Annotated in this window: 24 protein-coding genes and 1 tRNA gene; 20 read left to right on the top strand and 5 right to left on the bottom strand. The window is 41.3% G+C overall.

The genetic code is table 11. From position 1 onward, the window contains the following. The first annotated feature begins 24 nt into the window (after positions 1–24). Positions 25–960 carry a threonine ammonia-lyase gene (locus CLV81_RS07995; RefSeq protein WP_106144497.1) on the top strand — a complete coding sequence of 312 codons (936 nt, stop codon included), beginning with the start codon at positions 25–27 and terminating at the stop codon, positions 958–960. A 6-nt stretch (positions 961–966) separates the two neighbouring features. Here CLV81_RS07995 and CLV81_RS07990 read toward each other — a convergent pair whose 3' ends face one another. Next, a complete protein-coding gene (locus CLV81_RS07990; protein ID WP_146129862.1) occupies positions 967–1,812 on the bottom strand; it encodes a hypothetical protein in 846 nt (281 codons plus the stop codon). Positions 1,813–2,104: 292 nt separating this feature from the next. Beyond that, positions 2,105–4,267: a sigma-54 interaction domain-containing protein gene (locus CLV81_RS07985; RefSeq protein WP_158259098.1), complete on the bottom strand. Its 2,163-nt coding sequence runs from the start codon at positions 4,265–4,267 to the stop codon at positions 2,105–2,107. A 271-nt stretch (positions 4,268–4,538) separates the two neighbouring features. On the opposite strand from CLV81_RS07985, the gene CLV81_RS07980 reads away from it, so the two are divergent. The 11 genes from CLV81_RS07980 (at position 4,539) to CLV81_RS07930 (ending at position 14,281) form a co-directional block, all read left to right on the top strand. Further along, the gene (locus CLV81_RS07980) at positions 4,539–5,273 is read left to right on the top strand and encodes a pirin family protein (RefSeq protein ID WP_245911973.1); all 735 of its coding nucleotides are present in this window, start codon (positions 4,539–4,541) and stop codon (positions 5,271–5,273) included. Positions 5,274–5,373: 100 nt separating this feature from the next. Next, complete coding sequence (locus CLV81_RS07975) at positions 5,374–6,138, top strand: hydrolase (protein WP_106144493.1); 765 nt, start codon at positions 5,374–5,376, stop codon at positions 6,136–6,138. Between the two features lie 120 nt (positions 6,139–6,258). Next, positions 6,259–8,094, top strand: a complete 1,836-nt coding sequence (locus tag CLV81_RS07970; RefSeq protein ID WP_106144492.1) for an amidohydrolase family protein — start codon at positions 6,259–6,261, stop codon at positions 8,092–8,094. A gap of 39 nt (positions 8,095–8,133) precedes the next feature. Next, entirely contained in the window at positions 8,134–8,658 is a 525-nt protein-coding gene (locus CLV81_RS07965) for a YceI family protein (RefSeq protein ID WP_106144491.1), read from the top strand. A gap of 54 nt (positions 8,659–8,712) precedes the next feature. Next, complete coding sequence (locus tag CLV81_RS07960; protein WP_106144490.1) at positions 8,713–10,110, top strand: tyrosinase family protein; 1,398 nt, start codon at positions 8,713–8,715, stop codon at positions 10,108–10,110. Beyond that, positions 10,097–10,726, top strand: coding sequence for an SCO family protein (locus CLV81_RS07955; RefSeq protein ID WP_106144489.1), 630 nt, complete (start codon positions 10,097–10,099; stop codon positions 10,724–10,726). Before CLV81_RS07960 ends, CLV81_RS07955 begins: the two co-directional genes overlap by 14 nt. 1 nt (position 10,727) lies before the next feature. Next, positions 10,728–11,159, top strand: coding sequence for a DoxX family protein (locus CLV81_RS07950; protein WP_106144488.1), 432 nt, complete (start codon positions 10,728–10,730; stop codon positions 11,157–11,159). After that, complete coding sequence (locus tag CLV81_RS07945; protein WP_106144487.1) at positions 11,159–11,608, top strand: DMT family transporter; 450 nt, start codon at positions 11,159–11,161, stop codon at positions 11,606–11,608. Before CLV81_RS07950 ends, CLV81_RS07945 begins: the two co-directional genes overlap by 1 nt. A 42-nt stretch (positions 11,609–11,650) precedes the next feature. Then, positions 11,651–12,355: a hypothetical protein gene (locus CLV81_RS07940; RefSeq protein ID WP_106144486.1), complete on the top strand. Its 705-nt coding sequence runs from the start codon at positions 11,651–11,653 to the stop codon at positions 12,353–12,355. Between the two features lie 33 nt (positions 12,356–12,388). After that, complete coding sequence (locus CLV81_RS07935) at positions 12,389–13,735, top strand: alginate export family protein (RefSeq protein ID WP_106144485.1); 1,347 nt, start codon at positions 12,389–12,391, stop codon at positions 13,733–13,735. 69 nt (positions 13,736–13,804) lie between these two features. Beyond that, the gene (locus CLV81_RS07930; protein WP_106144484.1) at positions 13,805–14,281 is read left to right on the top strand and encodes a Dps family protein; all 477 of its coding nucleotides are present in this window, start codon (positions 13,805–13,807) and stop codon (positions 14,279–14,281) included. A gap of 45 nt (positions 14,282–14,326) precedes the next feature. Here the strand turns inward: CLV81_RS07930 and CLV81_RS07925 are convergent, their stop codons facing one another. Both CLV81_RS07925 and CLV81_RS07920 read right to left on the bottom strand, forming a co-directional pair. Next, a complete protein-coding gene (locus tag CLV81_RS07925) occupies positions 14,327–15,988 on the bottom strand; it encodes an FAD-dependent oxidoreductase (protein ID WP_106144483.1) in 1,662 nt (553 codons plus the stop codon). Then, positions 15,988–17,394, bottom strand: coding sequence for an ATP-binding protein (locus CLV81_RS07920; RefSeq protein WP_106144482.1), 1,407 nt, complete (start codon positions 17,392–17,394; stop codon positions 15,988–15,990). The genes CLV81_RS07925 and CLV81_RS07920 overlap by 1 nt, the downstream gene beginning before the upstream one ends. Positions 17,395–17,572: 178 nt before the next feature. On the opposite strand from CLV81_RS07920, the gene CLV81_RS07915 reads away from it, so the two are divergent. The 5 genes from CLV81_RS07915 to CLV81_RS07895 all read left to right on the top strand — a co-directional run bounded on the left by CLV81_RS07915 (position 17,573) and on the right by CLV81_RS07895 (position 22,235). After that, the gene (locus tag CLV81_RS07915) at positions 17,573–18,763 is read left to right on the top strand and encodes a cation:proton antiporter (protein WP_106144481.1); all 1,191 of its coding nucleotides are present in this window, start codon (positions 17,573–17,575) and stop codon (positions 18,761–18,763) included. Continuing rightward, positions 18,756–19,013 carry a glutaredoxin family protein gene (locus CLV81_RS07910; RefSeq protein WP_106144480.1) on the top strand — a complete coding sequence of 86 codons (258 nt, stop codon included), beginning with the start codon at positions 18,756–18,758 and terminating at the stop codon, positions 19,011–19,013. Before CLV81_RS07915 ends, CLV81_RS07910 begins: the two co-directional genes overlap by 8 nt. A gap of 101 nt (positions 19,014–19,114) precedes the next feature. Further along, positions 19,115–20,020 carry a helix-turn-helix domain-containing protein gene (locus CLV81_RS07905; protein ID WP_106144479.1) on the top strand — a complete coding sequence of 302 codons (906 nt, stop codon included), beginning with the start codon at positions 19,115–19,117 and terminating at the stop codon, positions 20,018–20,020. 85 nt (positions 20,021–20,105) lie between these two features. After that, a complete protein-coding gene (locus CLV81_RS07900; protein ID WP_106144478.1) occupies positions 20,106–20,873 on the top strand; it encodes an SDR family NAD(P)-dependent oxidoreductase in 768 nt (255 codons plus the stop codon). Between the two features lie 618 nt (positions 20,874–21,491). Then, positions 21,492–22,235: a GDSL-type esterase/lipase family protein gene (locus CLV81_RS07895; protein ID WP_106144477.1), complete on the top strand. Its 744-nt coding sequence runs from the start codon at positions 21,492–21,494 to the stop codon at positions 22,233–22,235. A gap of 158 nt (positions 22,236–22,393) precedes the next feature. Here CLV81_RS07895 and CLV81_RS07890 read toward each other — a convergent pair. After that, positions 22,394–22,475, bottom strand: a tRNA-Leu gene (locus CLV81_RS07890). 96 nt (positions 22,476–22,571) lie between these two features. Between CLV81_RS07890 and CLV81_RS07885 the strand changes: the two genes are divergently transcribed. From CLV81_RS07885 to CLV81_RS07875, 3 genes are all read left to right on the top strand, one after another. Continuing rightward, complete coding sequence (locus CLV81_RS07885) at positions 22,572–23,960, top strand: dipeptidase (RefSeq protein ID WP_106144476.1); 1,389 nt, start codon at positions 22,572–22,574, stop codon at positions 23,958–23,960. An 89-nt stretch (positions 23,961–24,049) separates the two neighbouring features. Beyond that, on the top strand, positions 24,050–25,150 hold the full coding sequence (locus CLV81_RS07880; protein WP_106144475.1) for a DUF4407 domain-containing protein: 1,101 nt from the start codon (positions 24,050–24,052) through the stop codon (positions 25,148–25,150). A gap of 295 nt (positions 25,151–25,445) precedes the next feature. Further along, positions 25,446–26,300, top strand: coding sequence for a helix-turn-helix domain-containing protein (locus CLV81_RS07875; protein WP_106144474.1), 855 nt, complete (start codon positions 25,446–25,448; stop codon positions 26,298–26,300). Positions 26,301–26,342 lie beyond the last annotated feature (42 nt).

Genomic DNA, 26,342 nt, shown 5'->3' with positions numbered 1-26,342 from the left:
TTTAGGGGAAATAATGTCCTCAGGATGGAAAAACAAGAATTGATAGATTGCCACGAACGCATCAAACCTTACATTCATAACACCCCTGTACTAACCTCCCGTCTTTTGAATGCTATGGTTGGAGCACAACTATTTTTCAAGTGTGAAAACTTTCAACGTATGGGTGCCTTTAAAATGCGCGGCGCCGCCAATGCAATCCTACAATTACCAAAAGAAGCCCGAGAAAAAGGAGTAGTAACACATTCCTCCGGAAACTTTGCCCAAGCACTCTCTTTAGCCGCAAAGAGTTTAGGGGTCCCGGCTTACATTGTGATGCCTTCAAGTGCACCGAATGTAAAAAAGGAAGCGGTGAGAGGATACGGCGGGGAGGTCATAGAATGTGAACCCACTTTGGAGGCACGAGAGCAGGAATCGGAAAAAATTCAGCAAGAAAAAGGCGCTATTTTTTTACATCCTTCCAACGATAATGAAGTGATTTTGGGTCAAGGTACTGCCTGCAAGGAACTTTTGGAAGACTATCCTGATTTGGATGCAGTTTTTGCTCCGGTTGGAGGCGGAGGACTCATTGCGGGAACAGCTCTATCAGCATACTATTTCGGAACCAATTGCGAGGTATTTGGAGGTGAACCTTTCGAAGTAGACGACGCCTATCGTTCTCTTCAAAGTGGCCAAATTGAAACCAATACTACTACGAACACCATTGCTGATGGATTAAAGACCCAGCTTGGCGACAAAAACTTTCCTATCATTCAAAAACATGTGAAGCGAATTATTCGTGTTACCGAAGATGAAATCGTAGAAGCCATGCGCCTGCTTTGGGAACGATTAAAAATAGTCTGCGAGCCTTCCTGCGCAGTAGCCTTTGCAGCGGTGATTAAGGAAAAAGAAAAGTTTACCAACCAAAAAGTTGGGATTATTATTTCAGGAGGCAATGTAGATTTAGGGAATCTACCTTTTTAGGCTTTTTTAATTACAACTACCCTGTTCACTGAAACTATCGGCCATCTCAATGGCCTGTTGTCTGGTAAATGAGTCTTTTTGGAAAAGTAAAAAACGGTCTATTCCATGAAATGAGGAACGGGCCGAAACTTCCATGGTATAGATTCCTTCTTCTGAAAAAGTCACAAAGATGTCATGTGCATCATTATCAGAAGTCCTTGCTTGCCATAGAAAAGAGTTATCATCTCCGCTACGGTAGATTTTGAACCACCCATCCGAAGATGAACCCTCGGGGTTTGGTTCCTTACCGGAACCTCTAGGGTAAACTATGCTACCGTTGCTCTTTTCACCAAAAAAATCAGTGGCATTTGGAAAACGGAGCCAAGAATCGTTGTGCTCGGTTCCATTATCGCCCATTCTGAAGGAGGATTTCCATAAAAACTGATACGTACCCGGAGTGTTAACTTGGATAAGAAAGGTAGCCATACCTTCCCCTGGCTGATTGAGCCTTTGCTGTCCAGTCCAGACCATATAACCCTGACCTGAGACGTCATCTGCATCATTTCTTAGTTCCCAATCCCCATCAAAATTGGAATTTTCAAATTCTACAGAAACAAGACCATTTTCTTCTGAAAAGAAAATATCTCCATTTTCCGGACAAGTGTTTGAAACTGTCCCGGAGTTCCCATCATTTTCCCCTTCAACTGAAGAATCATCATTTTGGTTCACCGTTTCTTCTTCAGCGGTATTATTCTGTAATACCTCATCCACAAAAGCGTCCGAATCTGTAGAACAGGAAAATAGTAGAAGTGCAAAGGAAAAAACCAAGAATTCTCTGAAACTAAAAACGCAAATGTTCTTAAGTAGGTACATAACAGTGCTTTTTGGGTACTATTGAAACGAATTTGACAGGGTACTTAGTATTGGCTTGGCCCGAAAAGACATTGCATTACATCGAATAGTAAAGAATAAAGATTTCGTTACCGGAATTTCAGAGTTGGCAAAAAAGAATCTTAAAAGAAGTTCCAAAAAAAAGGGGCCTTTTTTGAATTTCATCTAGCCCAATTGAGCAAAATAACAAGTAACCTTAATTCTTGTATTACATGCTTATGGTAGTAAATCTATAGATAGAGAGAACCCCTTTTAACAATATCCCCATTCATATCTATTTGTAAACCGTCTGACGTTCAATGCCCAACCGCTTCATTTTAGCAAACAAGGTTTTATCCTTCATGCCCAAAATGCTAGCCGCACCGTTGGGGCCACTCACTCTCCCTTTGGTATGTTTAAGTACTCTGACGATATGGTCCTTTTGTACCTGTTCAAAGGTTTTTAGTGTTGTATCTGCATTGCCATTACCGTTATTGGCAGGAAGCCAGCTTCCCGGAAAAAGTGTAGTTCCCTCTTCCAAAATTACTGCTCTTTCAATTAGATTTTCAAGCTCACGAATGTTCCCAGGAAAGGGATATTCCATAAACTTATCAATGGTCTTCTTCGAAATCTTTCTAAAGGCCTTGCCCGCCTTGGTCGAGTATTTTTCCAAAAAAAACTGGGCCAACAATGGGATGTCTTCCTTCCGCTCCCTCAAGGGTATGTTATGAATGGGGAATACGTTCAATCGATAATAGAGATCTTCCCTGAATTGTCCTTTTTCCACCATTTCGTCAAGATTTCTATTAGTTGCTGCTATCACACGTACGTCTACTTTTTTGGTTTTATTGCTTCCTAGCGGATCAAACTCTCCCTCCTGAAGTACACGTAATAGTTTGGACTGCAATTCCAAGGGCATTTCTCCGATTTCATCCAAAAAAATAGTGCCTTCATCGGCTAAAGAAAACTTTCCAATTTTTTCGGCCGTGGCACCCGTAAAGGCTCCTTTTTTATGTCCAAAAAGCTCGCTCTCAATCAACTCGTTGGGAAGTGTGGCCATATTCACTTTGATTAACGGTCTTTGGTTGCGTTGGCTATTTTGGTGAATACCATTTGCCAAAAGTTCTTTTCCTGTACCTGATTCACCGGTAATCAGAACCGTCGTATCCGTTTTGGCCACTTTTTCAACCTCCTTGAGGACTTTAGCGTAACTTTCGCTGGTACAGATGATGTTATCGAAATTGATGTTTCTTTTGATTTCGGTCTGGAGGTATTCATTCTCCTGCTCAAGTTGTTTTTTTAATGATCTTATTTCCTCGAAAGCATTGAATAGGTCTGATTCTCTTTGTTTCCTCCCTGTAATATCCCGAATCACTGCACAATTCAAATCTTCTCCCTCAAAACTTATATGGTTTGCAGTAATATCCGCTTGGAATTTTGTCCCGTCCTTCCTTCCCACGACCCATTCAAAACGCAGGACCTTATTCTTCGCGATATCATCCATATGTTCGGACCACCATTCGGGGGTAATCGATGAATCTAAATCGTAGATGCTAAAGTTATCAAGCTCCTTTCTGGTAAAACCAAGCACCTTAGCCACCGAATTGCTATAATGAATTAGTTTTCCTTGCCTGTTATATACATACACTAAATCTTCCGCATTGTCCAAAATATCCTTGTAAAGTCTTAAGGCATTTTGTCTTTCCTGTAGTTCGGTTACGTCCTGATAGGCCCCAATAATCTTAAATATTTTCTTCCCTTTCAAGATGGCCTGGCCGGCACTCCTAATATATCTCGATGGTTTTTCATTGGTCTCAAGAACTACATCATAAGCCTGGGCACTTCGCATTAACCCTTTTAGCAACCCTTGGTACTCCGAACCATTCTTAAATCTATGGATAATGTTTCCTGGCAGTAATTCTTCTTTATCGTCAACCTTGATTATTTTAAGAGCTTCCTCAGTAACGATAAGTGAGCCATCCTGTAAATTAAGTTTCCATCCTCCTACTCTTGTAAGTCTTTCAGCATGGTTAAGTAGGTTTCGATAAAAACTGGACTCAGTAATCTCATTGATGATTGCCGAGATATAACTTTTTCCATTATTTGAGAAAAATTGGGCAAAAACCTCTACCTCGTACAGTTTACCATCCTTCCTTCGATGCGTATCCTTAAAATTTACAATTCTGTTCTCCTGAACACTATTCCAGTGTTCTTGCCATTCCTCTTCAGTCACAGTGGAATTTAAATCGAAAATACTCAGCTGGTCCAACTCGGATTTCCTGTATCCTAACTTTTTAAAAAACAGATTGTTGGCGTAGACAATCTTACCATTTTCATTGAACCATATAACCTCGTATGGGAGTTCTTCAACCAACCATTGGTTGACAGTATCAAAAGGGATGGAGTCGTTCATAATCGTAAAAGATTGGCTTCCCAAAAATACGTTAATATTTCTCATATATGAGAAAATTCGATAAAAAGAGAAGAACATTTTTTGTCGAATTCCCTGTTAGACCCAGTAAACAAAGGGGTTTATGTTTTGGCACGGGAATGGACTATAGAATGCCATATTCGAAATCATTATGAAACGAAAAGAGTTTATTCAAAACATGTCTTGGGGAGGACTTTTAGCCACGCTTGGAGTGGGCAACTATCTCAAAGCAGCGTCGAATTCTTCCTCAGTTCAAAAAACGAATTTCAAACAAGTAGGATTTAATCACATTAATAACATGGAAACAAAAACAAATACCACCGTATTACACAAGGCCGACACCCGTGGAGATGCGAACCACGGATGGCTTCATTCAAAACATACTTTCAGCTTTGCGAACTACTACAATCCAGAGCGAATGAGCTTTGGAGTACTTCGTGTACTTAATGATGACAAAGTAGCCGCTGGAATGGGCTTCGGGAAACATCCGCATAGCGATATGGAAATTATATCCATTCCCTTGGAAGGTGACCTGAAACATATGGATAGCACTGGCAGAAGTGAAATCATAAAACAAGGTGATGTTCAGGTAATGAGTGCTGGCACGGGCATTCAGCATAGCGAGATGAACGCTAATAAGGATAAGGAAGTCAAGTTTCTTCAAATATGGGTAATGCCCAACGAAAGAGGTGTAACTCCCAGATATCAACAAATCACTCTTGAAGAAGGAGCGCGTGACAACAAACTGCAACAAGTTCTTTCACCCAATGCCGACGATGAAGGCGTATGGATACACCAAGATGCTTGGTTCCACCTAGGAAGGCTAGACAAGGATACCGCAGTTACCTACGATATCAAAAAAGCAGGAAATGGAGTGTATGCCTTTATCATTGAAGGTGATGTAACCATTAATGGACAAAAATTGGAAAAAAGAGACGGGTTTGGTCTTTGGGATATAGAAAGCTTCGATATCAAAGCCGATAGCAACGCCGAAGTATTGTTGATGGAAGTACCCATGGACCTTACCCACTAATCTTGAAATAACAGCGACCGGATAAAACCGGTCGCTTCTTTAAATAGTAATCAAAACAAAAGTGTAATCGCCCAAAAGGGCAATATTAAAAATTGAGAAAATGAAAACCTTAAAATTGACCGTAGCAGCTTTATTAATGTCCGCAGTGACTTTTGGACAATGGGACCAATACAATCCCAATCCCAATAACGATCCTGCGAACGCTTCAAAAGAGTTGCTGAATCCAACCAATCACAGTTTATTGTTAATTGACCACCAAAGCCAAATGGCCTTTGCAGTAGAGTCCCAACCTATAGAAGAACTTCGTAACAACTTGGGCTTATTATCTGCTTCGGCTAAACTGTATGAAGTACCCACAGTAGTGACCACGGTAGCTGAAAAGTCATTCAGCGGGCCTGTTTTTCCTGAAATACGTGAATATTTCGGCGAAGACTATATCGATCGCTCCACAATGAACTCTTGGGAGGATAAACGAGTGGTAAAAGCAGTTAATGACTTTAATAGACCTAAGTTAGTAATTGCTGGACTTTGGACAGAAGTATGTACGCTTTCAGCCGCTCTTTCTGCTTTGGAAGATGGATATGATGTTTATGTCGTGGTAGATGCCAGTGGCGGAACTTCCCAAGAAGCACACGATATGGCCGTAACCCGCATGATTCAAGCTGGGGTAAAGCCAATTACCTCTCTTCAATATCTACTTGAAATTCACAGAGACTGGGCTAGAAGTGATAAGTACAATGAAGTAGTAAAAATCTCTAAGAAATATGGAGGTGCCTACGGTTTAGGAATTGACTACATAAAGACCATGAGCAAATGGCTTACCGGTGTAGAAGCTAGTGAGGCAGGATCAGGAAAGAAAAACTAAATCATATCCCGCTGTCGAAAGTCTTGTCGACGGCGGGTGAATTTAATTCACGTGATATCATCCCCGCGAGTATCATTCTAACGAACACTTTATTAAGCATAATAATCATCAAAGCACATCATGGAAAAAAATAATAAGAACAATATGGATCGCAGAAACTTTCTGAAAGGATCGCTTGCTGCCGGAGCCTCTACCCTAGTTATGCCCTCTTTATTTGGAAATGGATTTTCTCAGATTAAAGGGTCCGCCGATTTAGTGGTAAGAAATGCCAAAGTAACCACCATTGACCCCAACATACCTTCAGCAGAAGCATTTGCTGTTAAAGATGGTCTCTATTATAGAGTTGGTTCGAATAGCGCAGTCTCTGAATTAATAGGGAAAAATACCAAAGTCATTGATGCAAAAAACCATAGGGTAATTCCAGGTTTAAATGATTCCCACACGCATGGTGTCCGTGAAGGTTTGCATTATGGTTTAGAATTAAGATGGGATTGGGTGACTTCTGTGGAGGAAGCCTTGGCCATGCTTGCTGAGGAGGTAAAGCATACTCCAAAAGGACAATGGATAAGAGTTGTTGGTGGCTTTTCTTGGGAGCAATTCAAAGAGAAGCGCATGCCGACTTTAGAAGAAATAAACAAGGTGGCCCCTAACCATCCTGTTTACATTTTTTATCTCTATGCCTATGGCATGCTGAACAAAAAGGCAATAGAAGTATTGAACTATGACAACGAACCCATCGACCTTTACTACAAAGGAAGAATTGAAAAAGATAGACATGGTCGGGCCACGGGTATAATCACAGCGGCTCCTTCTGGCTTGATTATGTATAAAACGCTGACCAAACTACCTGCAAAATCGAAGGAACAGCAAATACTGGGCACCCGTCATTTCATGAATGAAATGAATGTTCTTGGACTTACTTCCATTTCAGATGCTGGTGGCGGCGGTATGCAGTATCCGGATGCCTATGATGTGATAGGTGCTGTCCATAAACAAGGTTTATCCACGGTAAGAGTAGGTGTTCACACATTTCCACAGGTTGGTGGACGTGAATATGATGACTACAAGAAGTGGATAAGCATGATAAAGCCAGGTGATGGTGATGATATGTACAAATTCATTGGTGGAGGCGAGAACATTGCATGGGCAGCTTATGACTATGAAATTTTTGCTCAAGAACGTCCGAACCTAGAATCCAATGTCAAAGAAGTGGCAACGCCTATTTACAAGCTCTTGGCAGAGAACAATTGGCCTTGGAGACAACATATTACCTATAACGAATCAGCGGAGATACTTCTGGATATTTATGAAGAAGTAGCCGCTGCAGGTGATGGTAAGCTTCCTAAGGGAACCTTTATAGATCACGGCGAGACTTTTTCTGAAAAAACTTTAGAGCGTATAGCTAAACTTAATATGGGAGTGGCAATTCAAAACAGGATTGCGTACCAAGCCGAAGACTTCGTAAAAAGATATGGAGCGGCAAAATTGGCACAGACACCACCCATCAAGAAAATGTTGCGAATGGGTATTCCCGTTGGTGGTGGAACTGATGCTACGCGTGTGAGTTCGTACAACCCTTGGTATTCCATTCACTGGTTGGCAACAGGTCAATCCAGGGGAGGAAGACAGATGTATGGAGAGGACAACATTTTAACCAGAGAGGAAGCCATCAAACTATGGACCACAGGTTCTGCCTGGTTTACAGGGGACGAAGGTCGCAAAGGTGCCATCAAAGAAGGTCAATTGGCTGATTTCACCATCCTCAACCAAGATGTTATGGAGGTGCCAGACGCCTTGATACCTCGCACGCACGCCAAGCTTACCGCAGTTGATGGCAATGTAGTGCATGCTTATGATGCTTTTGAAAGGTACGCACCAGCACCACTACCTAACGTAGCTCCTGACTGGTCTCCTCTATATCGTACTGGTGACTTTAGAAAACTGTATTTGAGCTAAATATATTCTTTATAACAACAATTGATAAAATTAAATACTATGGAAACAGCAGTAAAAACAAAATGGAACTTGGATACCGCCCATTCAGAAATAGGGTTTAAGGTAAAACACATGATGATTTCAACCGTAACAGGTCACTTTGAAGATTTCAATGCAACCGTTGCTACAGAATCAGATGATTTTAAAAATGCAAATTTTGATTTTGTAGCTTCTATCGGGAGCATTAATACGAAGAATACAGACCGTGACAACCACCTAAAGTCAAATGATTTCTTCAATGCGGAAGCCTACCCCGAAATGACTTTCAAGTCAACCTCTTTTGATGGTGAAAAAATGATTGGGGATTTGACCATTCGTGATATCACCAAAAAAATCGAATTGGATGTTGATTTTAACGGTATTGCCGTTGACCCTTATGGTCAAACGAAAGCAGGTTTTGAAATAACAGGAACCATCAACCGAAAGGACTTTGGCCTTGTCTGGAGTGCCGTGACCGAAGCTGGCAGTGTTGTGGTTGCCGAGCAGGTAAAATTGGTAGTGGACTTGCAGTTCATTCAAGAGTAAATCAAAACTAGGGCGGGTAATCTAACATTATCCGCCCAATAAAATCCGAGAATCATGAAAACCAATAAATCCCCTCGACGGGATTTCCTCAAAACGATGGGTTGGTCCACCATAGGACTTTCCACTTTACCTTTGGCGACCTCATCCATCAGTTCCTGTCAGACGAAACCTACGGAGAAAGCGCAGACTAAAAACAGCAACAGTCTGGCGGTAAGAAAAAACATTGCAGACTTTGCACCTGATGACCCCGAAATCAAGTTGTTTAAAGATGCACTCAACATTCTAAAGAAACGTTCGGAGGTTTCCCCATTGGACCCATCTGGTTGGCAGGCCCATGGTATGTTGCATGCCACTTTTTGTGCCACAAGCATCTATGCCAACCAAGTTCACTACAATTGGTACGTATGGCCTTGGCACCGACTATACCTCTGGTCCATGGAGCAAAAGCTCCAAAAGGCAGTAAATGAGCCCACTTTGGCCTTGCACTATTGGGATTGGACCAAAGCTCCCAATATCCCAGACCATTATTGGGGTAATGAAAGCAACCCTTTGTTCAATGTGACACGAATGGTTGGGCCTGAAAATGAACTTCCAAAGGACTTCATCAATGTGGGTGCAGGTTTCCGAGCTGAGCATTACAAAACTTTTGGAGGCTATCCCGCCATTAAAAAACGAGGCGAAGCCCAATTGGATGGTTTGGCTGAACAGTCCTTCCACAATAACATCCATAATTGGATAGGAGGACAAATGGCCACCTTCACTGAATCCGGATTTGACCCTATTTTTTACGCGCATCACGGCAATTGCGACCGAATTTGGGACGCATGGAGAGCCTATAGTCCAAAAAATACGCTTCCAGAGGATGAAGAATGGTTGGAAAAAAGACTTTTTGCCACCGATGGCAATGGAACACCGGTGGATTTCAAAATCAAAGATTTATTGAATACCGAGGATTTAGGATATAGATTCAATGACCTCGATTTAAATCCCACCTATTGCAATCCCTATGAAGAAGCGGACAAACCGGAAAGGAATGCTTCGGCGCAAGATTGTGTCGCACCACTAAATCTGGAAACATCGCAAACGGATGCCATCTACAAGGAATTTATCAATAAAGAGCGTACCCATGTGATTCTGCATTTTGAAAGGGCCCAGCTACCCTATCAACCGTATTGCGCACGGGTATTTTTTGAATATGACAAGGAGGGTGAGAGACAGAGCAAATACACGGGAACCTTTACCATTTTACCCATTCTTGATTTGGATAGTGTTCTATTGCAGAATGGCGTTCACCTTCAGATTGAAATTGAAAAGGAGATTGCCGAGGCAATTGAGCAAGAAAAGAATATTGAGGTCATCTTCCAACCTGTACCGCTTCCCAACAGGAACATTCCAGATGAAATATTGAAACTGGAGAATATCTCTCTCAAACTTAACTATGAAGACGCTTAAGCCAATACTGCTGTTTCTCTTTCTGGTTTTGGCGGGTTGTCAGAATTATGAATCCAAGGAAATAGGGATGCTTCCCATTCTTGGTGAAACCTCGGTTCATCCCGTCACAGGAGAAACGATTTATTATCAAGCCCCTGAATTCACATTGACAAGTCAATATGCAAATCTGTATTCATCAGATGAACTTGAAGGGAAGATTCATGTAGTGGATTTCTTTTTCACAAGTTGCCCTTCAATCTGTCCGAAAATGACAAGGCATCTTCAAGAAGTTCAAAACCATTTCAAGAACGATCACCGAATACAGATTCTTTCCTATAGCATTGATGGGATGAATGACACCCCAGAGGTTCTAAACGCATATTCGAATTCCTATGAGGTGGACGGAAATCAATGGAAGCTGTTGACTGGTGAACCAGGAGAAGTATTTGAACTCTCCAAAGGCTACAAAGTCATGGCTTATGATGACGATTTTATGGGACAACGCAATCTGGTCCACGATGGTACCTTTGTGCTATTGGATGACAAACGAAGAATACGGGGGTATTATAATGGTCTGGAACTGGAAGATACCCAACGGATGATCAGTGATATGGAATTGCTATTAAAAACTATGTAAAATGAAAAGTATATTATCGAGAGTAACGGAAACCCAAATTAATGCGAACCAAGTAGGACTTGGGCTTTTGACTTTTAGGGTCCTTTCCGCTTTTGCTTTACTTCGTACCCACGGGCTTCCTAAATTACTGGACTTTCAAGGAACGTTGCAGCATATCCCCGACCCTATGGGTCTTGGGTCCACATTCTCGGCCTACTATGCCGTATTCGCCAATGTTATTTGTGCCGTATTGGTCATATTGGGACTATTTACCAGATTCGCTGCCTTGGCTGTACTGTCCATTACTTTAAGTGGACTGCTGATAGTACATATTTCTGACCCAGCCAAGGTGCAGGATGTACCCTTAATATACTCCATTGTATTTGGAATTATAGCATATCTAGGAGCTGGAAAGTTTTCATTGGATCATCAACTATTTAAAACGAAAGGATAATGAAGACACAATTAGCTTTCATAGCCCTTGCTATAGTAGCTGGGGCTGTACTTCCATTGCAGGCAGGTTTGAACGTTCAACTGGGCAAATCGGTGCATCAACCCATTTTTGCGGCTTTCGCCTCGTTTTTGATAGGCACTTTAGGCCTGTTGGTTTACCTGTTGTTTTTGAAATTCGACTTTTCCACCATGGAACAAACCAAAACAGTTTCGCCAGTGGTCTGGTTAGCTGGAATTCTCGGCGCCTTTTATGTGGCCGCGGTCATTATTCTTGCTCCACGCCTAGGTGTGGCTTTGACCTTTGTTCTGGTCGTGGCAGGACAAATGGCGGTTTCCTTGGTATTGGACCATTATGGCTTATTGGGATTACCTGTTAAGCAGATTAATTGGCAGCGTTTATTGGGCGTGGCGTTTTTGGTGGCAGGGGTGCTACTGATACGGCGATTTTAAAATGTAAAATAAAGGGAATAGGGAATTTTTAAGAGGAACAAGATGGGGGCAATTCATAAAAACAAAATTGCAGGTTGGCTGTGGAAAATTTTACTCAAAGGGATGTTGAGATGGATGTTTGTTATTTTGATGTTCGGCACATCCCAAATGGAGGCGCAGGAGGTTAAAAAAGAAAGGAATCCTATACCCATGGAGATACTATTTGGTCATGAAAAAATTAATTATTTGGCCATCATGAATTTTACATTCGGTAAAAGCAAGTTTGGTTATTTTGGGGTATCCTCCGTTCTGGTTCCTTATGAAAATGAACGTGCCAATAACGAATTTGTACTGTCGAACGTGCTTACCTATAATTTTTCGGGTAAGTTTTATGCCACAAGAGGAGCTCAGTTCCATTATTCAAAAGGTGTTGTCCCTACTGCGGGCATCCAATTTTTTTCGGCCAGTCCAACTTGGTTGTTTCTATTGAATCCAAATCTTCAGTTTGCTCCCGATACCAATGTCGAAGCTGTTGGCATTGTTGAGTACAAACCAAGGCTATCTGAAAATCTGGGGCTGTACACGAGGTTTCAAGGGATTTATAATCAAAACCTAGAAAGTGGCCTGCACGATAGAAGTCTCTTATATCTTCGATTGGGCCTTACCAAGAAGAAGACAAGTTTTGGATTCGGGTTCAATCTTGACTTTTATGGCCAAGACAGGAGGCGCGAGGAAAACTTTGGCATTTTTATCAATCATCTTTTTTGATATCACGGACAAAGTGAACATGCTGTTTTCAAAATGAAAAAGTGGGTATACATTTTATTATTTTGGAGCTTTGCTTCCATCGCTCAGGAGAGTGACATTCAATTTCGTTTACTTCGTCAAGAGGACCAACTTTCCACTCTTAAGGACAAAGAGGAGAAGAATCCGTATGAAAAATTGAAATGGATTCCCTTAGGGGAAAACAACAGACTTAGCTTGGGTGGAAGCTATCGTTTTCAATCAGAAGCGTTTATTAATGAGGAATTCTCATCGGAAGTGGACCAAGACGATATTTGGTTCCTGAACCGATTTCAATTTCATTCCCACTTAAGAATCGCTGATACATTTGAGTTTTTCGCCGAACTCAATTCAAGCTTGATTACCAGCAAGGCCAACTTGGCCCCCGTAGATAGAGATGAATTGAGTTTTAATCAACTTTTTGCCCGTTACCATTTTGATGAGAATTGGAATGTGCTCGTGGGTCGCCAAAATATGCGCTTAGGCAGTGGACGTTTAATTGATATTCGCGAAGGTCCCAACGTCCGTCTGTCTTTTGATATGGCCCAATTGCAATATCAAAATGAAAAAACCGAGATTACCACTTTTTATGCTGTACCGGTAATCGTTGGGCAAGGTGTTTTTGACAACGATGCCCTAGATTTTCAGGAATCGGTTGCTGCGTTGTATTGGACCCAGCATTGGAAGCCGAATTCCAGCACGGATATCCATGTTATTTACAAGGAAGAAGAAGCAAAAACTTGGGATTCTGGAACGGCAGATGACAATCGACTCAGTTTGGGATTAAGGCATTTTGGGCGGTGGAAGAAATTGACCTATAACAACGAGTTTGTGTTTCAAACCGGGAGCTTTGGCGACCAAAATATCCGAGCATGGACGGCTTCTTTCAATATTGAGCATCCTATTTCTATTTTAGGGACGAACAGTGCTATCGGACTCAAAACGGAGGCAATTAGTGGTGACACCAGTGGTACCGACGGTACGCTCAATACCTTCGACGGACTCTATCCCCGTGGCGCCTATTTTGGAAGGGTGGCACGAATAGGGCCTTCCAATTTGTTTGACATTCACCCCTATTTTGACACTTCTGTCGGGCGATTCAATTTTGAACTGGACTATGTAGCCTTCTGGCGATTCTCAAGACAGGATGGGGTCTATGGACCACCACTCAATTTGCAATATCCCTCAATCAACGAAGAGCGATTCATTGGTCATCAAATCGGGACAATTACCGCTTTTGAATTGAATAAATTCATTACCCTTGAATTTGAAACCAATCTAATTTTTCCAGGCGGGTTTTTAAAAGAAAGTGGTTTGGATGACACCTTATTTCATGCTGTGTTTACAGCAGAATTTAAATTTTAAGTTAACTTCAAGTCCAATTCAAAATACTGGAATACTTTTACGAAAATAGGAACCTATAAAAGCACAAAAATGGCAAAACTAAATGCGATTGGCCTAGATACTGACAAGGCCAAAGACCTTTCTGAAAAATTGAACGCATTATTGGCGAATTATTCGATTTTTTATCAAAACACACGAGGCTATCATTGGAATATACGGGGAGATAAGTTTTTTGAGCTTCATCTGAAATTCGAAGAGCTATATGATGATTTGTTACTGAAAATCGATGAAGTCGCAGAAAGAATTCTGACCCTGGGCGGAACTCCAAATCATAATTATTCTGAGTATACCAGTAATTCCAAAATCCAAGAGAGCAGTGAAATAAGTGACGGTCGTGTTGCCGTTGGCGACATATTGACTTCCCTACAAACCGTAATCGTATTGCAACGTGAATTACTGGACTTATCGGATGAAGCAGGCGATGAGGGCACAAACGCCTTAATGAGCGATTACATCAGGGAACAAGAAAAACTTATTTGGATGTATAGTTCCTTTCTAAACGAATAAACTCCGTAAGCAAAACTCGACAACCCGGTTGTGCAAGGACCGGGGCTAGTTTTCATTCAAATATTTGTGCACCATACTGATGGACATGGAACCTTCTCCCACCGCAGAGGCAACTCTGTTCATCGCACCACTCCGTACGTCACCAGCTGCAAACACCCCAGGCACACTGGTTTCCAGCAAATACGGTGGTTTACTCTGTTTCCATTGAATTGCGCCTGACTCATGATCGAGTACATTCCTTCCAGTGACCAGAAAACCTTTCCCGTCCTTTAGAAAATTGTCTCCTGTCCAATCGGTATAAGGTCGGGCACCAATAAAAATGAAAATCGCCCTGGCTTCATGGGTTTCCTCGGAGTTTGACGCATTATTGCGAAGCACTACTTGCTCCAGCTTAGAGTCCCCAATGGCTTCAATGATTTCCGAATTTGGGATGACCTCTATGTTTTCCGTATTATCTATCTGGTCTATCAAATAGGAACTCATAGTGCTTTCCAAGGAATCCCTACGAATTACGATGTTCACCTTTTTGGCATATTTTGATAAATACATGGCACCTTGTCCAGCACTGTTTCCTCCTCCAATAATGTACACATTGCCATCCTTACAAGTATGGGCTTCAGTCGTCGCCGCTCCATAGTAAACCCCTGCTCCGGTCAAACTATCCATCCCTTGATTTGGAAGTTTTCGGTAATCCACTCCAGTAGCGATTACCACGGCCTTAGTTTTTAATTCGATGCCATCCGACAGGGTGATAATCTTGTAAGAGTCCTGTACCTCAATTTTGGTTACCTCAACCGGGGAAAGAAATTCAATTCCGAATCGGGTTGCTTGTGTAATTGCTCTTCTGGCGAGGTCTGACCCACTTAACCCTTTAGGGAATCCCAAATAGTTTTCGATTCTTGAGCTGGTTCCTGCTTGTCCACCTGGAGCTTTTCGGTCAATAAGTAAAGTTTTCAAACCTTCGCTTCCCCCATAAACCGCAGCTGCTAGTCCAGCCGGACCTGCCCCAATGATAATGACGTCATACAAATCCTCTTTTGCCCTTACATTCAACCCCAATTTTTCGGCAATCTGAGATAGGCTTGGATTCTTTAGCAGGTTTCCATCCTCAAAGAAAACAGTGGGAAGGTCTTTGGAACCTAGGGTATTGATTTCTACCAATTCCTTGGCCGCATCCTCGTTTTCCACATTTAAAAATTGATAGGGGAACATATTTCCAGCCAAAAAATCTTTGATGTTATGGGTATTTGGAGAAAAGGGATACCCCACAATACGCAGTCCTGAAAAGGGAGGGGAATAATTGGCCAACCAGTCTTGGAGCACATCATCAATAACCGGAAACAGTTTTTCCTCCGGTGGATTCCAGGGCTTTAATAAATAGTAATCCAATTGAACATCATTGATTGCTTTGATGGCAGCATCCGTATCGGAATAGGCCGTCAAGAGGACTCTTTTCGCCTGGGGAAAGGAAATCAATGCCTTCTCCAAGAAATCCACCCCGAGCATTTCCGGCATACGTTGGTCTGACAAGAACAGTGCTACTTCCTCTCCTTTGTTCTTCAACTCAGTTACCGCTTCAAGAGCCTCCTTGGCCGAGTTAGAAGCCATGATTCGATAATCGTTTCTATATCGGGAACGCAAATCCCCGCGTATAGCCGACAAGACTTGTGGGTCATCGTCAACAGCAATAATGATAGGTTTTTTCACTAGTTATCTTCTTCTGTGTTATGATTAATGGGCAAGCAGACTTCAAAAATGGTCTCACCAGGTTTGGACTTTGCCTTGAGTTGTCCGTTGTGTTGTTTGATGATTTTCAAGGCCACATCCAATCCCAGACCTGTACCCTTTCCTATTTCCTTGGTGGTAAAAAAGGGTTCAAAAATACGATTAAGGTGTTCTTCAGCTATTCCATGACCGTTATCCTCCACAAACACATACACGAAACTACCCGAAGCTTTGGTCTTTACCTTGATTTCTCCTCCTTGGGAAGGAAGTGCATCTATGGCATTATCTATCAGATTGGTCCAAACTTGGTTCAATTCCCCTGGTAGACCATGAATTTTGGGTACATTCTCGTCAAATTCTGTTACCACCTTGTGTCCTACCTTGGTAATCTTATGGTTTAAGACATTCAGAGTACTCTGTATCCCCGTATGGACGTCCACCATCTGAAAATCCAAGCTTTGGTCCATATAAGAGTAGGTCTTTACGGATGTCACCAAAGTTTCAATTCGTGAAGACGCCTCTTTGATATCACCTACCGTTTTGTGGGTGGTCATGTTTTGGACAATCCATTTCAGCACCGGATTTACATCTTCTTCCCTCAACAATGATTTTACAAATAGCAAATCGTCGGTATTGAACTGATATTCGACCAATAAGGGAACCAAATCATATTGGTCTGTCAAACTACAGCTGGAAAACCAATCGTACAAATCATCCTCGAGATCTGCCTTTTCCATCATAGAGAGCTCTTCAGGTTTTTCTTGGAGTTTTTTGTACATAAAGTCATTGACACTGTCAATAGCTTTGTCATCAGCCCGAATTTTAATGACCTTCTTAAAATCTTCGGGCAGTCCCATTAAATGCTGTTGTAGCAAAGATGCACTTCGCACCATGGCCGAAGCAGGATTATTGAGTTCATGTGCCAAACCAGCTGATAGCTTTCCCAAAGCAATTAACTTTTCATTTTGTACTTCAATTTGAGTGATATTCCGAATACGATTGTTCATTTCATGAACCAAGACCTCGGTAAGTTCATAAAACTTCCCTATTAGCAACTGCAACTTCTCCCTATGCAATTTACCAACCACACCGGGTTTTATGGCTATGGCATATCCCCCTGCGTTTTTAGCCCTTGAATAGGGCAATAACCCAGAAATATCATGTTTTTTGATTCGACCAAAAGCCTTTCTACTATTGTTCTGCAACAAGTAAAGCTCAAAATCACCCTCAAAAATGAGCGTAAGGTTATCAATGGGGCTTCCTTTTTCAAAAAGATAACCGCCTATGGGAATCTCTTCAATCTCTAAGTGTTCCATCAACCAGTCCAATTGTTCCTTTGGAACTTTTTCAAGCTGTGGAAAATCTGTCAGTTCGTAGGTCGTCTTCATATCATTTTTTTGAAATGGAAAGGTCTTGTTTTCCTTTCTGAAAGATAATGAAGTTCGTGTTAAAAAACACCTGTGGTTTTATGAAGTATTCCATTGTGATTTTTTTTAATCCAACAGTGTAATTCGGTTTTTCAAGCCGACGAATATTTGTAAATTAACATCACCTAAAAACCCATCCATGCAGCACCATGTACTTCTTAACCTGTTCGCCATTTTTGGTGTGGCAACGGCAGTTATTATCATTTGTAAATTCCTTAAGATTCGATACATAATTGGCTATCTAATTACCGGGGTTTTGCTGAGCCCAAATACGAGCCGATATTTTGCGGATATGGAGGAGGTGGATGTATATGCCGAGATTGGAATTATTCTTTTATTATTCACCGTAGGACTCGAATTTTCATTCAGTAATTTGAAGCGTATCAAGAATTATGTATTGATTGGGGGAGCTTCACAGGTATTTCTTACCATTGTGCTCACCGCTGGCTTGATATGGTTGCTAATGCGGCCTTCGGTCGAGGAAAGTATTTTTTGGGGCTTTTTATATGCATTGAGCAGTACCGCCATCGTGGTTAAAGTGCTTCAGGACACCAATAAGATAACAACCCCTCACGGGAAGTTCATTTTGGCCGTACTCTTATTTCAAGATATAATGATTGTGCCTTTAATGTTGTTTACACCCATTCTTGCAGGTGCTGGGGATAGCAGTCCATTGGAAGCGTTGCTTTGGCTATTGGGAAAGTTGGTCTTGATGGGTGGCATCTCTTACTTGTTGGCCCGTTTCGTAATTCCCTTTTTCTTGAAGACAGTTATGAAGGTGCAAAGTCAGGAAGTATTTCTAATCGCATTGGTTTTTATAGTCACCGGAATTGCACTGTTGACCGAGGAACTGGGCCTTTCCCTGGCATTGGGAGCATTTATTGCAGGGCTAATAATTGCAGAAACCGAATACCACCGAATGGCCATTTCCTGTTTTCTTCCATTCCGTTATGTGTTTATGAGTTTCTTTTTTATCTCCATGGGGATGTTGCTCGACTGGAAGATTTTCGTAACAGATTTTGGCTGGATTGTATTTTGGTTCTTTTTCACTCTAGTGGTAAAGGCCATAGCCGGAATTTTGGCGGTTAAGGTCATGAAGCTTGACTGGAAAACCGCTTTGGCTGTTGGGTTCTCCGTTGCGCAAATTGGGGAATTCTCCTTCGTATTGGCCCAGAGTGGCCTGGAATATGAACTCATCAGTAAAAACAATTACCAAATCTTTTTGGCCGTATCCATCCTGTTAATGTCGGTAACCCCATTTATTGTGACCCAAGCAGAAAGAATACAGCCTACCTTTGCCAAACTATTGAGAGTAAAAGCCCATGGATGAGAAGAAGTTAAAATTATACGGTACCAATTGGTGCACCAAGTCCGCCAACCTTCGTAATTATCTGCAATCCATCTGGGTTGAGTTTGAAGATTATAATGTAGAAACCCAACCTGAAGCGGATGAAGCTGTGCGCTCGCTCTACGATGGGCAATTAAAGTTTCCAACGGTTACCTACGGGGAGGATTTTTTAAAGAATCCGACCATCCCTGAAATAGATGCTTTTCTAGATAAGCATGGGTTAAAGGAATAGCATGGGTAAAAAAACCACCTCAAATTGAAAACCATATCTATACCTTGTTTTAATTAGATATGGTTACAAATCAAAGTCTGTTATTTTGGCTAACTTAGAGCATGGCCAAAATCAAATCTTACGATTCTTTATCTGCGCTTTACAGTGATAATGAAGTTGCGAAAGATATTCAGCAAGAAATTGATTTTACAATTCATAGAATGCAGGATGTACACGCCAAGCCTGTACAATCTCCAGTATTCAGGGCCAATTACTTTTCGTTTATCCTAGTAAAAAGCGGTAAAAGTTACTACACCATAGACAGTCATAAGTTTGAGGTCGGTCCACAAACCTTATATTTTACAAATCCTGGCCATTTAAAATCTTTTGGTATTGAGGAAGTAGTACATGGCTATATCATTACTACCACGGAACGGTTTTTAAAGGAGAACCTAAACAATGACGTGTTCGGTGAATTTCAGTTTTTGCTTTCCGAAATAGTTCCACCAACAAAACTTAGCACAGAGCAAACGGGACGGCTTTTGAATTTTTGCGAGCAGATAGAGACTGCCTATAATAGTAATTCACAACTTCAGAAGAAGATACTGAGTTCCCTTTTTGTAGTGTACCTCCTTAACATAAAAGAAATTTTGATGGCCAATGAAAAGTTTGTCATTGAGCTAGATCGAGATAGTGAGATAGCACAACAGTTTAAGAAGGATATCGAAAGGGTGTTAAGGTCAGGTTCCATAGGTCAAGATGATTTGAAGGTTTCGGCTTTTGCAAAAGCCCAATCCTTGCACCCAGCTTATTTCTCAACGGTCATAAAAGCCAAAACCGGGTATTCCGCAAGTCATTGGATCAATAAAAAAATGATAGAAGAATCCAAGGCATTGCTAAAAAATACATCCCAACCCATAAAAAGTATTGCCTACCAAATGGGCTACAGTGAACCCACACACTTTACCAAATTCTTCAAAAAAGCAACCCAGATGACTCCAAGACAATACAAAAATCAACATTCTTAAAAAACCGCCACTTTTCCTTAAAACCGCACCTTTTGTGAGGCTGTTTCTGTATGCACCTTTGTATCAAACAAAAACAAATAGAACTATGGAAACTTCAAAAAACAAAATCGCATTAGTAACCGGTGGAAGCCGAGGATTGGGAAAAGATATGGCACTTCGTATTGCAGAACGTGGTAACGATGTCATTATAACGTATCATTCAAATAAGGATGCTGCTGAAGCGGTCATCTCTGAAATTGAATCAAGAGGTCAAAAGGCCATTGCACTTCAGTTGGCAGTGGAGGACAGCGCATCATTTGAAAACTTTAAAAATGATGTTACCGACGCATTAAAAAAACAATTTGATAGAACGTCCTTTGACTATCTTGTGAACAATGCAGGTATTGGGATGCACGCCCCAATAGCGGAGACCACAAGTGCACAGTTTGACCAATTGTTCAACATCCACCTAAAAGGCCCCTACTTTTTAACGCAGAGCTTATTGCCCTTAATTGCCGATAATGGGGGTATCATAAATGTATCTACAGGCCTTGCCAGATTTGCATTACCTGGGTACAGCGCCTATGCTTCCATGAAAGGTGGCATAGAAGTGTTTACCACGTATCTTGCCAAGGAACTGGGTAGCCGCGGTATCAATGCCAATGTAATAGCACCTGGTGCCATTGCAACCGACTTTGGTGGTGGTGTGGTACGGGATAATGAACAAGTAAATAACTTTATAAGTTCAAACACAGCTCTAGGACGAGTAGGCCAGGCCACAGACATAGGAGGTGTTGTTGCCTTCTTATGTAGCGACGACGCCAATTGGGTCAATGCACAGCGCATTGAAGTATCTGGTGGGCAGAGCATCTAAAACTGAATTACCCTCTTTAGTTAAACCGACCGTAGTCAAGGTACTTCGGTCGGTTTTTGATTGACTTTGATTTTGATTCCTGTATTCTCCATAGCAATCCAATTCCAGCATATTGATTTGTATACCCTCTAAAAGAGCGCGATGCTAAATTAATAGTATTGGTTTCCCTAAAACGATTATACACAGTACCCGTGAATAAAAGGTTATAAATAGATAAGTAGAGGTTTTCCTTAGGCTGGGATTTTAGAACAGGTGCTCTGTTTAGACTAGTAGTAGGATTCGATTTTGTTGAGGGCGACATTGAATTTGGCCCAATTAACAGCCAACGCTTGCCAGATTACCATCGTTTGGACGCATCTGCGAAATATCGATTTAAATTATCTTACAACGAAAACCACCAAGGCACATTAGGAATATCCGTTCAAAATATCTATACTCGTCAAGTATCACTCTCAGTATTTTATCGTGTGGATGCTAATCCCCAAATCGGATTACAGGAAATTGACCAGTTGGAGCAACTATCTTTAGGATTTACCCCTAATTTTCTGTTGCGATTAAATTTTTAACAAAAGGGTAGGGTAAACACCCATTTACCTGTTCTCTAACAAAACGGAAATCATGATGAATTATCACAATACTTTTATTCTTGGCTTTGTGTTCCTACTTTTTTCCTGTAGCAGTGACCCCGAGAATGTTTCAGAAACACCGCTCCCAAACAACTCCGAGAACAAGATTATGCCGTTAGGTGCTTCTCGGGTGGCTGGGGCAAGACCTCAATATGAAAGCTACCGTTACGAACTTTGGAAGCTTTTGGTAGGTAGCGGTGCCGAATTTGACTTTATAGGCACTGAAAATGACAACGCTAACTATCCTGATTTTAATAGCCTATCGTTTGACAGAGATCATGAAGGGAGGGGTGGTATCAATTCTTCCGAAATACGTTTAGGGATTGATGAATGGCTGAGGGAATCTGGAACTCCTGACATTGTGCTCTTTAGTTCGCCTGGAGGCAATGATGATTTAACTTCAATTACCTATGAAGGCGTATTGGAGAATATCAATGCCATAGTAGATGCCATACAGGCTATAAATCCAAACGCAACAATCATTATAGAACAAGCGGCACCTCCAATGACAAGTGAACAAACACCTGAATTTTTGGCCATATACAATCAGATTATCGAGGATGTGGTTACTATTGCCGAAAGTCAAAGTACATCAACATCAAAAGTATTAACAGTAGATATGGCCACAGGGTTTACAGATGCCATGCTCGCTGACGATGTACATTACAATGAGGCAGGCGCACAATTTATTGCCAACCGTTATTTCGAGATATTGCAGACTATTTTATCGGAGTGATTAAAATTGCTTGAGAGTTAAACCCATTTGAGTAGTGGCGCTAAGCACAAACCCATAATTTTGAGTTGCGTTTTGGTGTTTTAGTGTTTTAGAGGTTGTGATAATCCTGGTCATGAAAAAGGCCAGCTGTTCAAAGCTGACCTTTTTTTATTTCTAAGTGCGGATGAAGGGAGTCGAACCCCCACGCCTCGCGGCACTAGATCCTAAGTCTAGCGTGTCTACCAATTCCACCACATCCGCGGAAGGAGTGCAAATATAATTCAATTTTCCGATTTGCATATCGGCTGTCTTTAAAAACTTGTTTTTTGTACATTTAGTATCCTTTTTAACTATTTCATGGAACAAATCAACGACTACATCAACACCCACAAAGACCGATTCGTAAACGAACTTATTGACCTTTTAAAAATCCCTTCAATCAGCGCTGATACTGCTTTTTCACAAGATGTCCTCGAGACTGCAAAGGCCGTTGAAAAATCATTGATTGAGGCAGGTTGTGATAAAACTGAGATATGCGAAACCAAAGGTTACCCTGTGGTCTATGCCGAAAAAATCATTGACCCCAACTTACCCACGGTTTTGGTCTATGGACACTATGATGTGCAACCCCCCGACCCTATGGAACTATGGGAATCCCCTCCTTTTGAACCCGTCATCAAGGAGACAGAACTACATCCTGAGGGTGCCATCTTTGCTCGCGGTGCCTGTGACGACAAGGGACAGATGTTTATGCATGTAAAGGCCGTCGAGTTTATGATCAAAAACAATCAACTTCCCTGCAATGTAAAATTCATGATAGAAGGCGAGGAAGAAGTGGGCAGTGACAGCCTTGCAGATTTTTTGGAAGACCATAAAGATAAATTGGCCAACGACATTATTTTGATTTCCGATACAGGTATGATTGCCAATGATATTCCCTCCATCACTACAGGGCTTCGAGGGCTGAGTTATGTTGAAATTGAGGTTACAGGACCCAACCGGGATTTACACTCGGGTATCTACGGCGGAGCGGTTCCCAATCCCATCAACATATTAAGCAAAATGATTGCTTCATTGCATGATGAAAACGGGCATATCACAATTCCTAAGTTCTATGATAAAGTCGAGGAACTCTCCGATGCCGAAAGAGCAGAAATGGCAGAAGCTCCTTTTGATTTAGAAGCGTATAAAAAGGCTTTGGACATTGACGATGTTTACGGAGAAAAAGGATACAGAACTCCAGAACGCTATTCCATTAGACCTACCTTGGATGTCAATGGTATTTGGGGAGGGTATACCGGTGAAGGTGCCAAAACCGTTATTGCGAGCAAGGCCTTTGCCAAAATCTCCATGCGATTGGTGCCCAATCAAGATCCAGATGAAATTACTGAACTGTTTACGAAACACTTTGAATCCATTGCACCTAAAGGTGTGAAAGTAAAGGTAACCCCTCACCATGGAGGATTACCTTATGTAACCAAAACGAACAGCGTTGGGTATCAAGCCGCCGCAAAAGCCTACGAGACCACTTTTGGAAAAAAACCTGTACCAGAACGAACGGGAGGCAGTATTCCTATTGTAGCTCTATTTGAAGAAGTCTTGAAAAGCAAAACCATTCTTATGGGATTCGGGTTGGACAGCGATGCCATTCACTCACCTAACGAGCATTTTGGGGTATGGAACTTCCTTAAGGGCATTGAGACCATTCCGTATTTCTATAAATATTATACGGAGCTTGCCAAATAAACGTTAAAGACCTGATTTAGGAATCTTTACTGTAACAATTCAATGAAAATTGCGTTCTAATAATCTATCAGAACCAAACGAACACTATCATGTTGCAACGATTTTTCATTTTCTGCTCAGGAGCCGACACCCAAATTTTAGAAACTTGTTCCAATGGGGAACGCAATAAATATGCTGGAATTGGCGCTACCGTTTTCTTTACCGCAGTCATGGCCTTTATTGCCAGCGGTTATGCGCTTCATACCGTTTTTGACAATGTATACACCGCTATTTTCTTCGGATTGATTTGGGGCCTTTTGATTTTCAATCTGGACCGATACATCGTATCTACCATCAAAAAAAGGGACAATATTAAAAGCGAATTGCTCCAAGCAGCTCCTAGAATCCTTCTGGCTATTATAATCGCCGTAGTGATTTCAAAACCCTTGGAAATGAAAATCTTCGAGAAGGAAATCAATCAGGTGTTGTTGGAAGAAAAAAATGCAATGACTCTGTCCAATAAAGAACAGTTAGCACTCCAATACACGCCTACCATTGAAGGCCTCAATCAGGAAATAACAAATCTAAAAGCCGAGATTGCCTCTAAAGAAGCGGAGACCAACGCCTTGTACGACACGTACATCTCTGAGGCTGAAGGTACAGCGGGTACCGGACTTTTGGGAAAAGGACCTGTTTACAAGGAGAAGCGGGAAAAGCATGACGCCTATTTGGCTGAGTTAAATCAATTGAAAGAAACCAATGGGGCGAAGATTGAAAACATAGAAGCACAAATTGCTGCACTTGGTGTGGATTATAATTCTGCGGTTGAAAACTCACAACCTATTATTGATGGGTTTGACGGTTTGATGGCTCGTATCAACGCCTTGGGTAAACTACCCTGGTTTCCCTCATTCTTTATCTTTTTGCTGTTCCTGGCCATAGAGACTGCTCCAATTTTGGCAAAGCTATTGGCTCCACGAGGTGAATACGATTATAAGTTTGAGGAGCAAGAGAGCGTTGTAGCCACTTGGGTAACCCAAAAAGTGGAACAACGCAAACTGTTACTTGCCACTGATGGTGCATTGAACGAAAAGGTTTATGCTGACATTAAAGATGAGGAAGAACTTTACCGATACAAAAAAGAGAAAGCCGAAGAGCTTCTTAGGCTACAAGCAGACTCATTTCAAAATATTCAGATTAAGGGGCTATAGTGCAGTTCATTCTTGGACACGAATTTCACGAATTAGCACAAACTAGTTTTTGTGTTGCTCTAAACACGGATTAGAATAACCGTAGCTTAACTGTAAATCCATAGCAAGTAGCCGTTGATTTGGCTTAGCACTTTTAACTGGACTTTCCCGAACTTCACTTATCGGACCATATAGCTTATTAAAACGGAGCTATCTCCCGATTGTTCCCTTACATTCCAACTCGAACCAAATCAACATCTATTCTGAACCAAATTCACCATTATTCATTAGGTAGCTTTTCTACCTTTGATAAAGCATGATTCTAAATCACCAACATTTTGACCTAAACGGAAAAATCGTCTTAGAACGCGTAAAATATAGCACGCCGATGACAGTTAACCGAGTTATGCAAGATGAGGCCTGTCTACTCTACAACGTAAAAGGAAACTTCGATATATTCAGTCAGCTGAACAAAGAAACTATAAAGGACAGGGAATGTATGATTATGAAATGTGGGCAATATTTTACTTCAGCCCCCAAATCCAATTACAAAGAATCATCCGAAGTTGTGGCAATTCATTTTTATCCTGACCTGATTAAACTGGCTTTTAATGAAGGCTTACCAAAATTTTTACAAGAAAACAATATCAGCAAAACGCAATGTATAGTAAGCCGAATAGTTGTAGACACTATTCTTAATAATTACATAGATGGGCTATTACTTCTATTTGAAAACCCCGCATTAGTTACTGATGAGTTGATAGTCCATAAAGTGAAGGAAATCATACTCATCTTGCTTAATACGAATTCTGAAGAGGCCGAGAAAATTAAAGAAATCTTGTCTGACATCTTTAACCCCAGTCAGGTGTCTTTTAAAGAAATTATCAATTCACATTGCTACAACCCAATCACCATTAAGCAATTGGCCTTTCTCTGCAACATGAGTATTTCAACATTTAAGAGAAGGTTTTTAGAAAATTATGGAAGAACACCCGCCAGCTACATTCGTGAGAAGAGAATGAAAAAGGCTGCCCACTTACTAAAAAACACCAACGAATCTATCGCTTCAATTTGTTATGATGTTGGTTTTTCGGATACTTCAAATTTCACTAAAGCTTTTGCTTCTCACTTTAACACCACACCCAATAAATTCAGAAAACAAACAAATTGATTTTCAATAGTTTATTTAGAACAGAATTCACCATTTTCTGAA

The organism is Flagellimonas meridianipacifica, assembly GCF_003001695.1.
GTDB lineage: Bacteria > Bacteroidota > Bacteroidia > Flavobacteriales > Flavobacteriaceae > Flagellimonas > Flagellimonas meridianipacifica.
The sequence above is the reverse complement of the archived record's forward strand: the minus strand, read 5'-3'. Positions and strand labels throughout refer to the sequence as shown.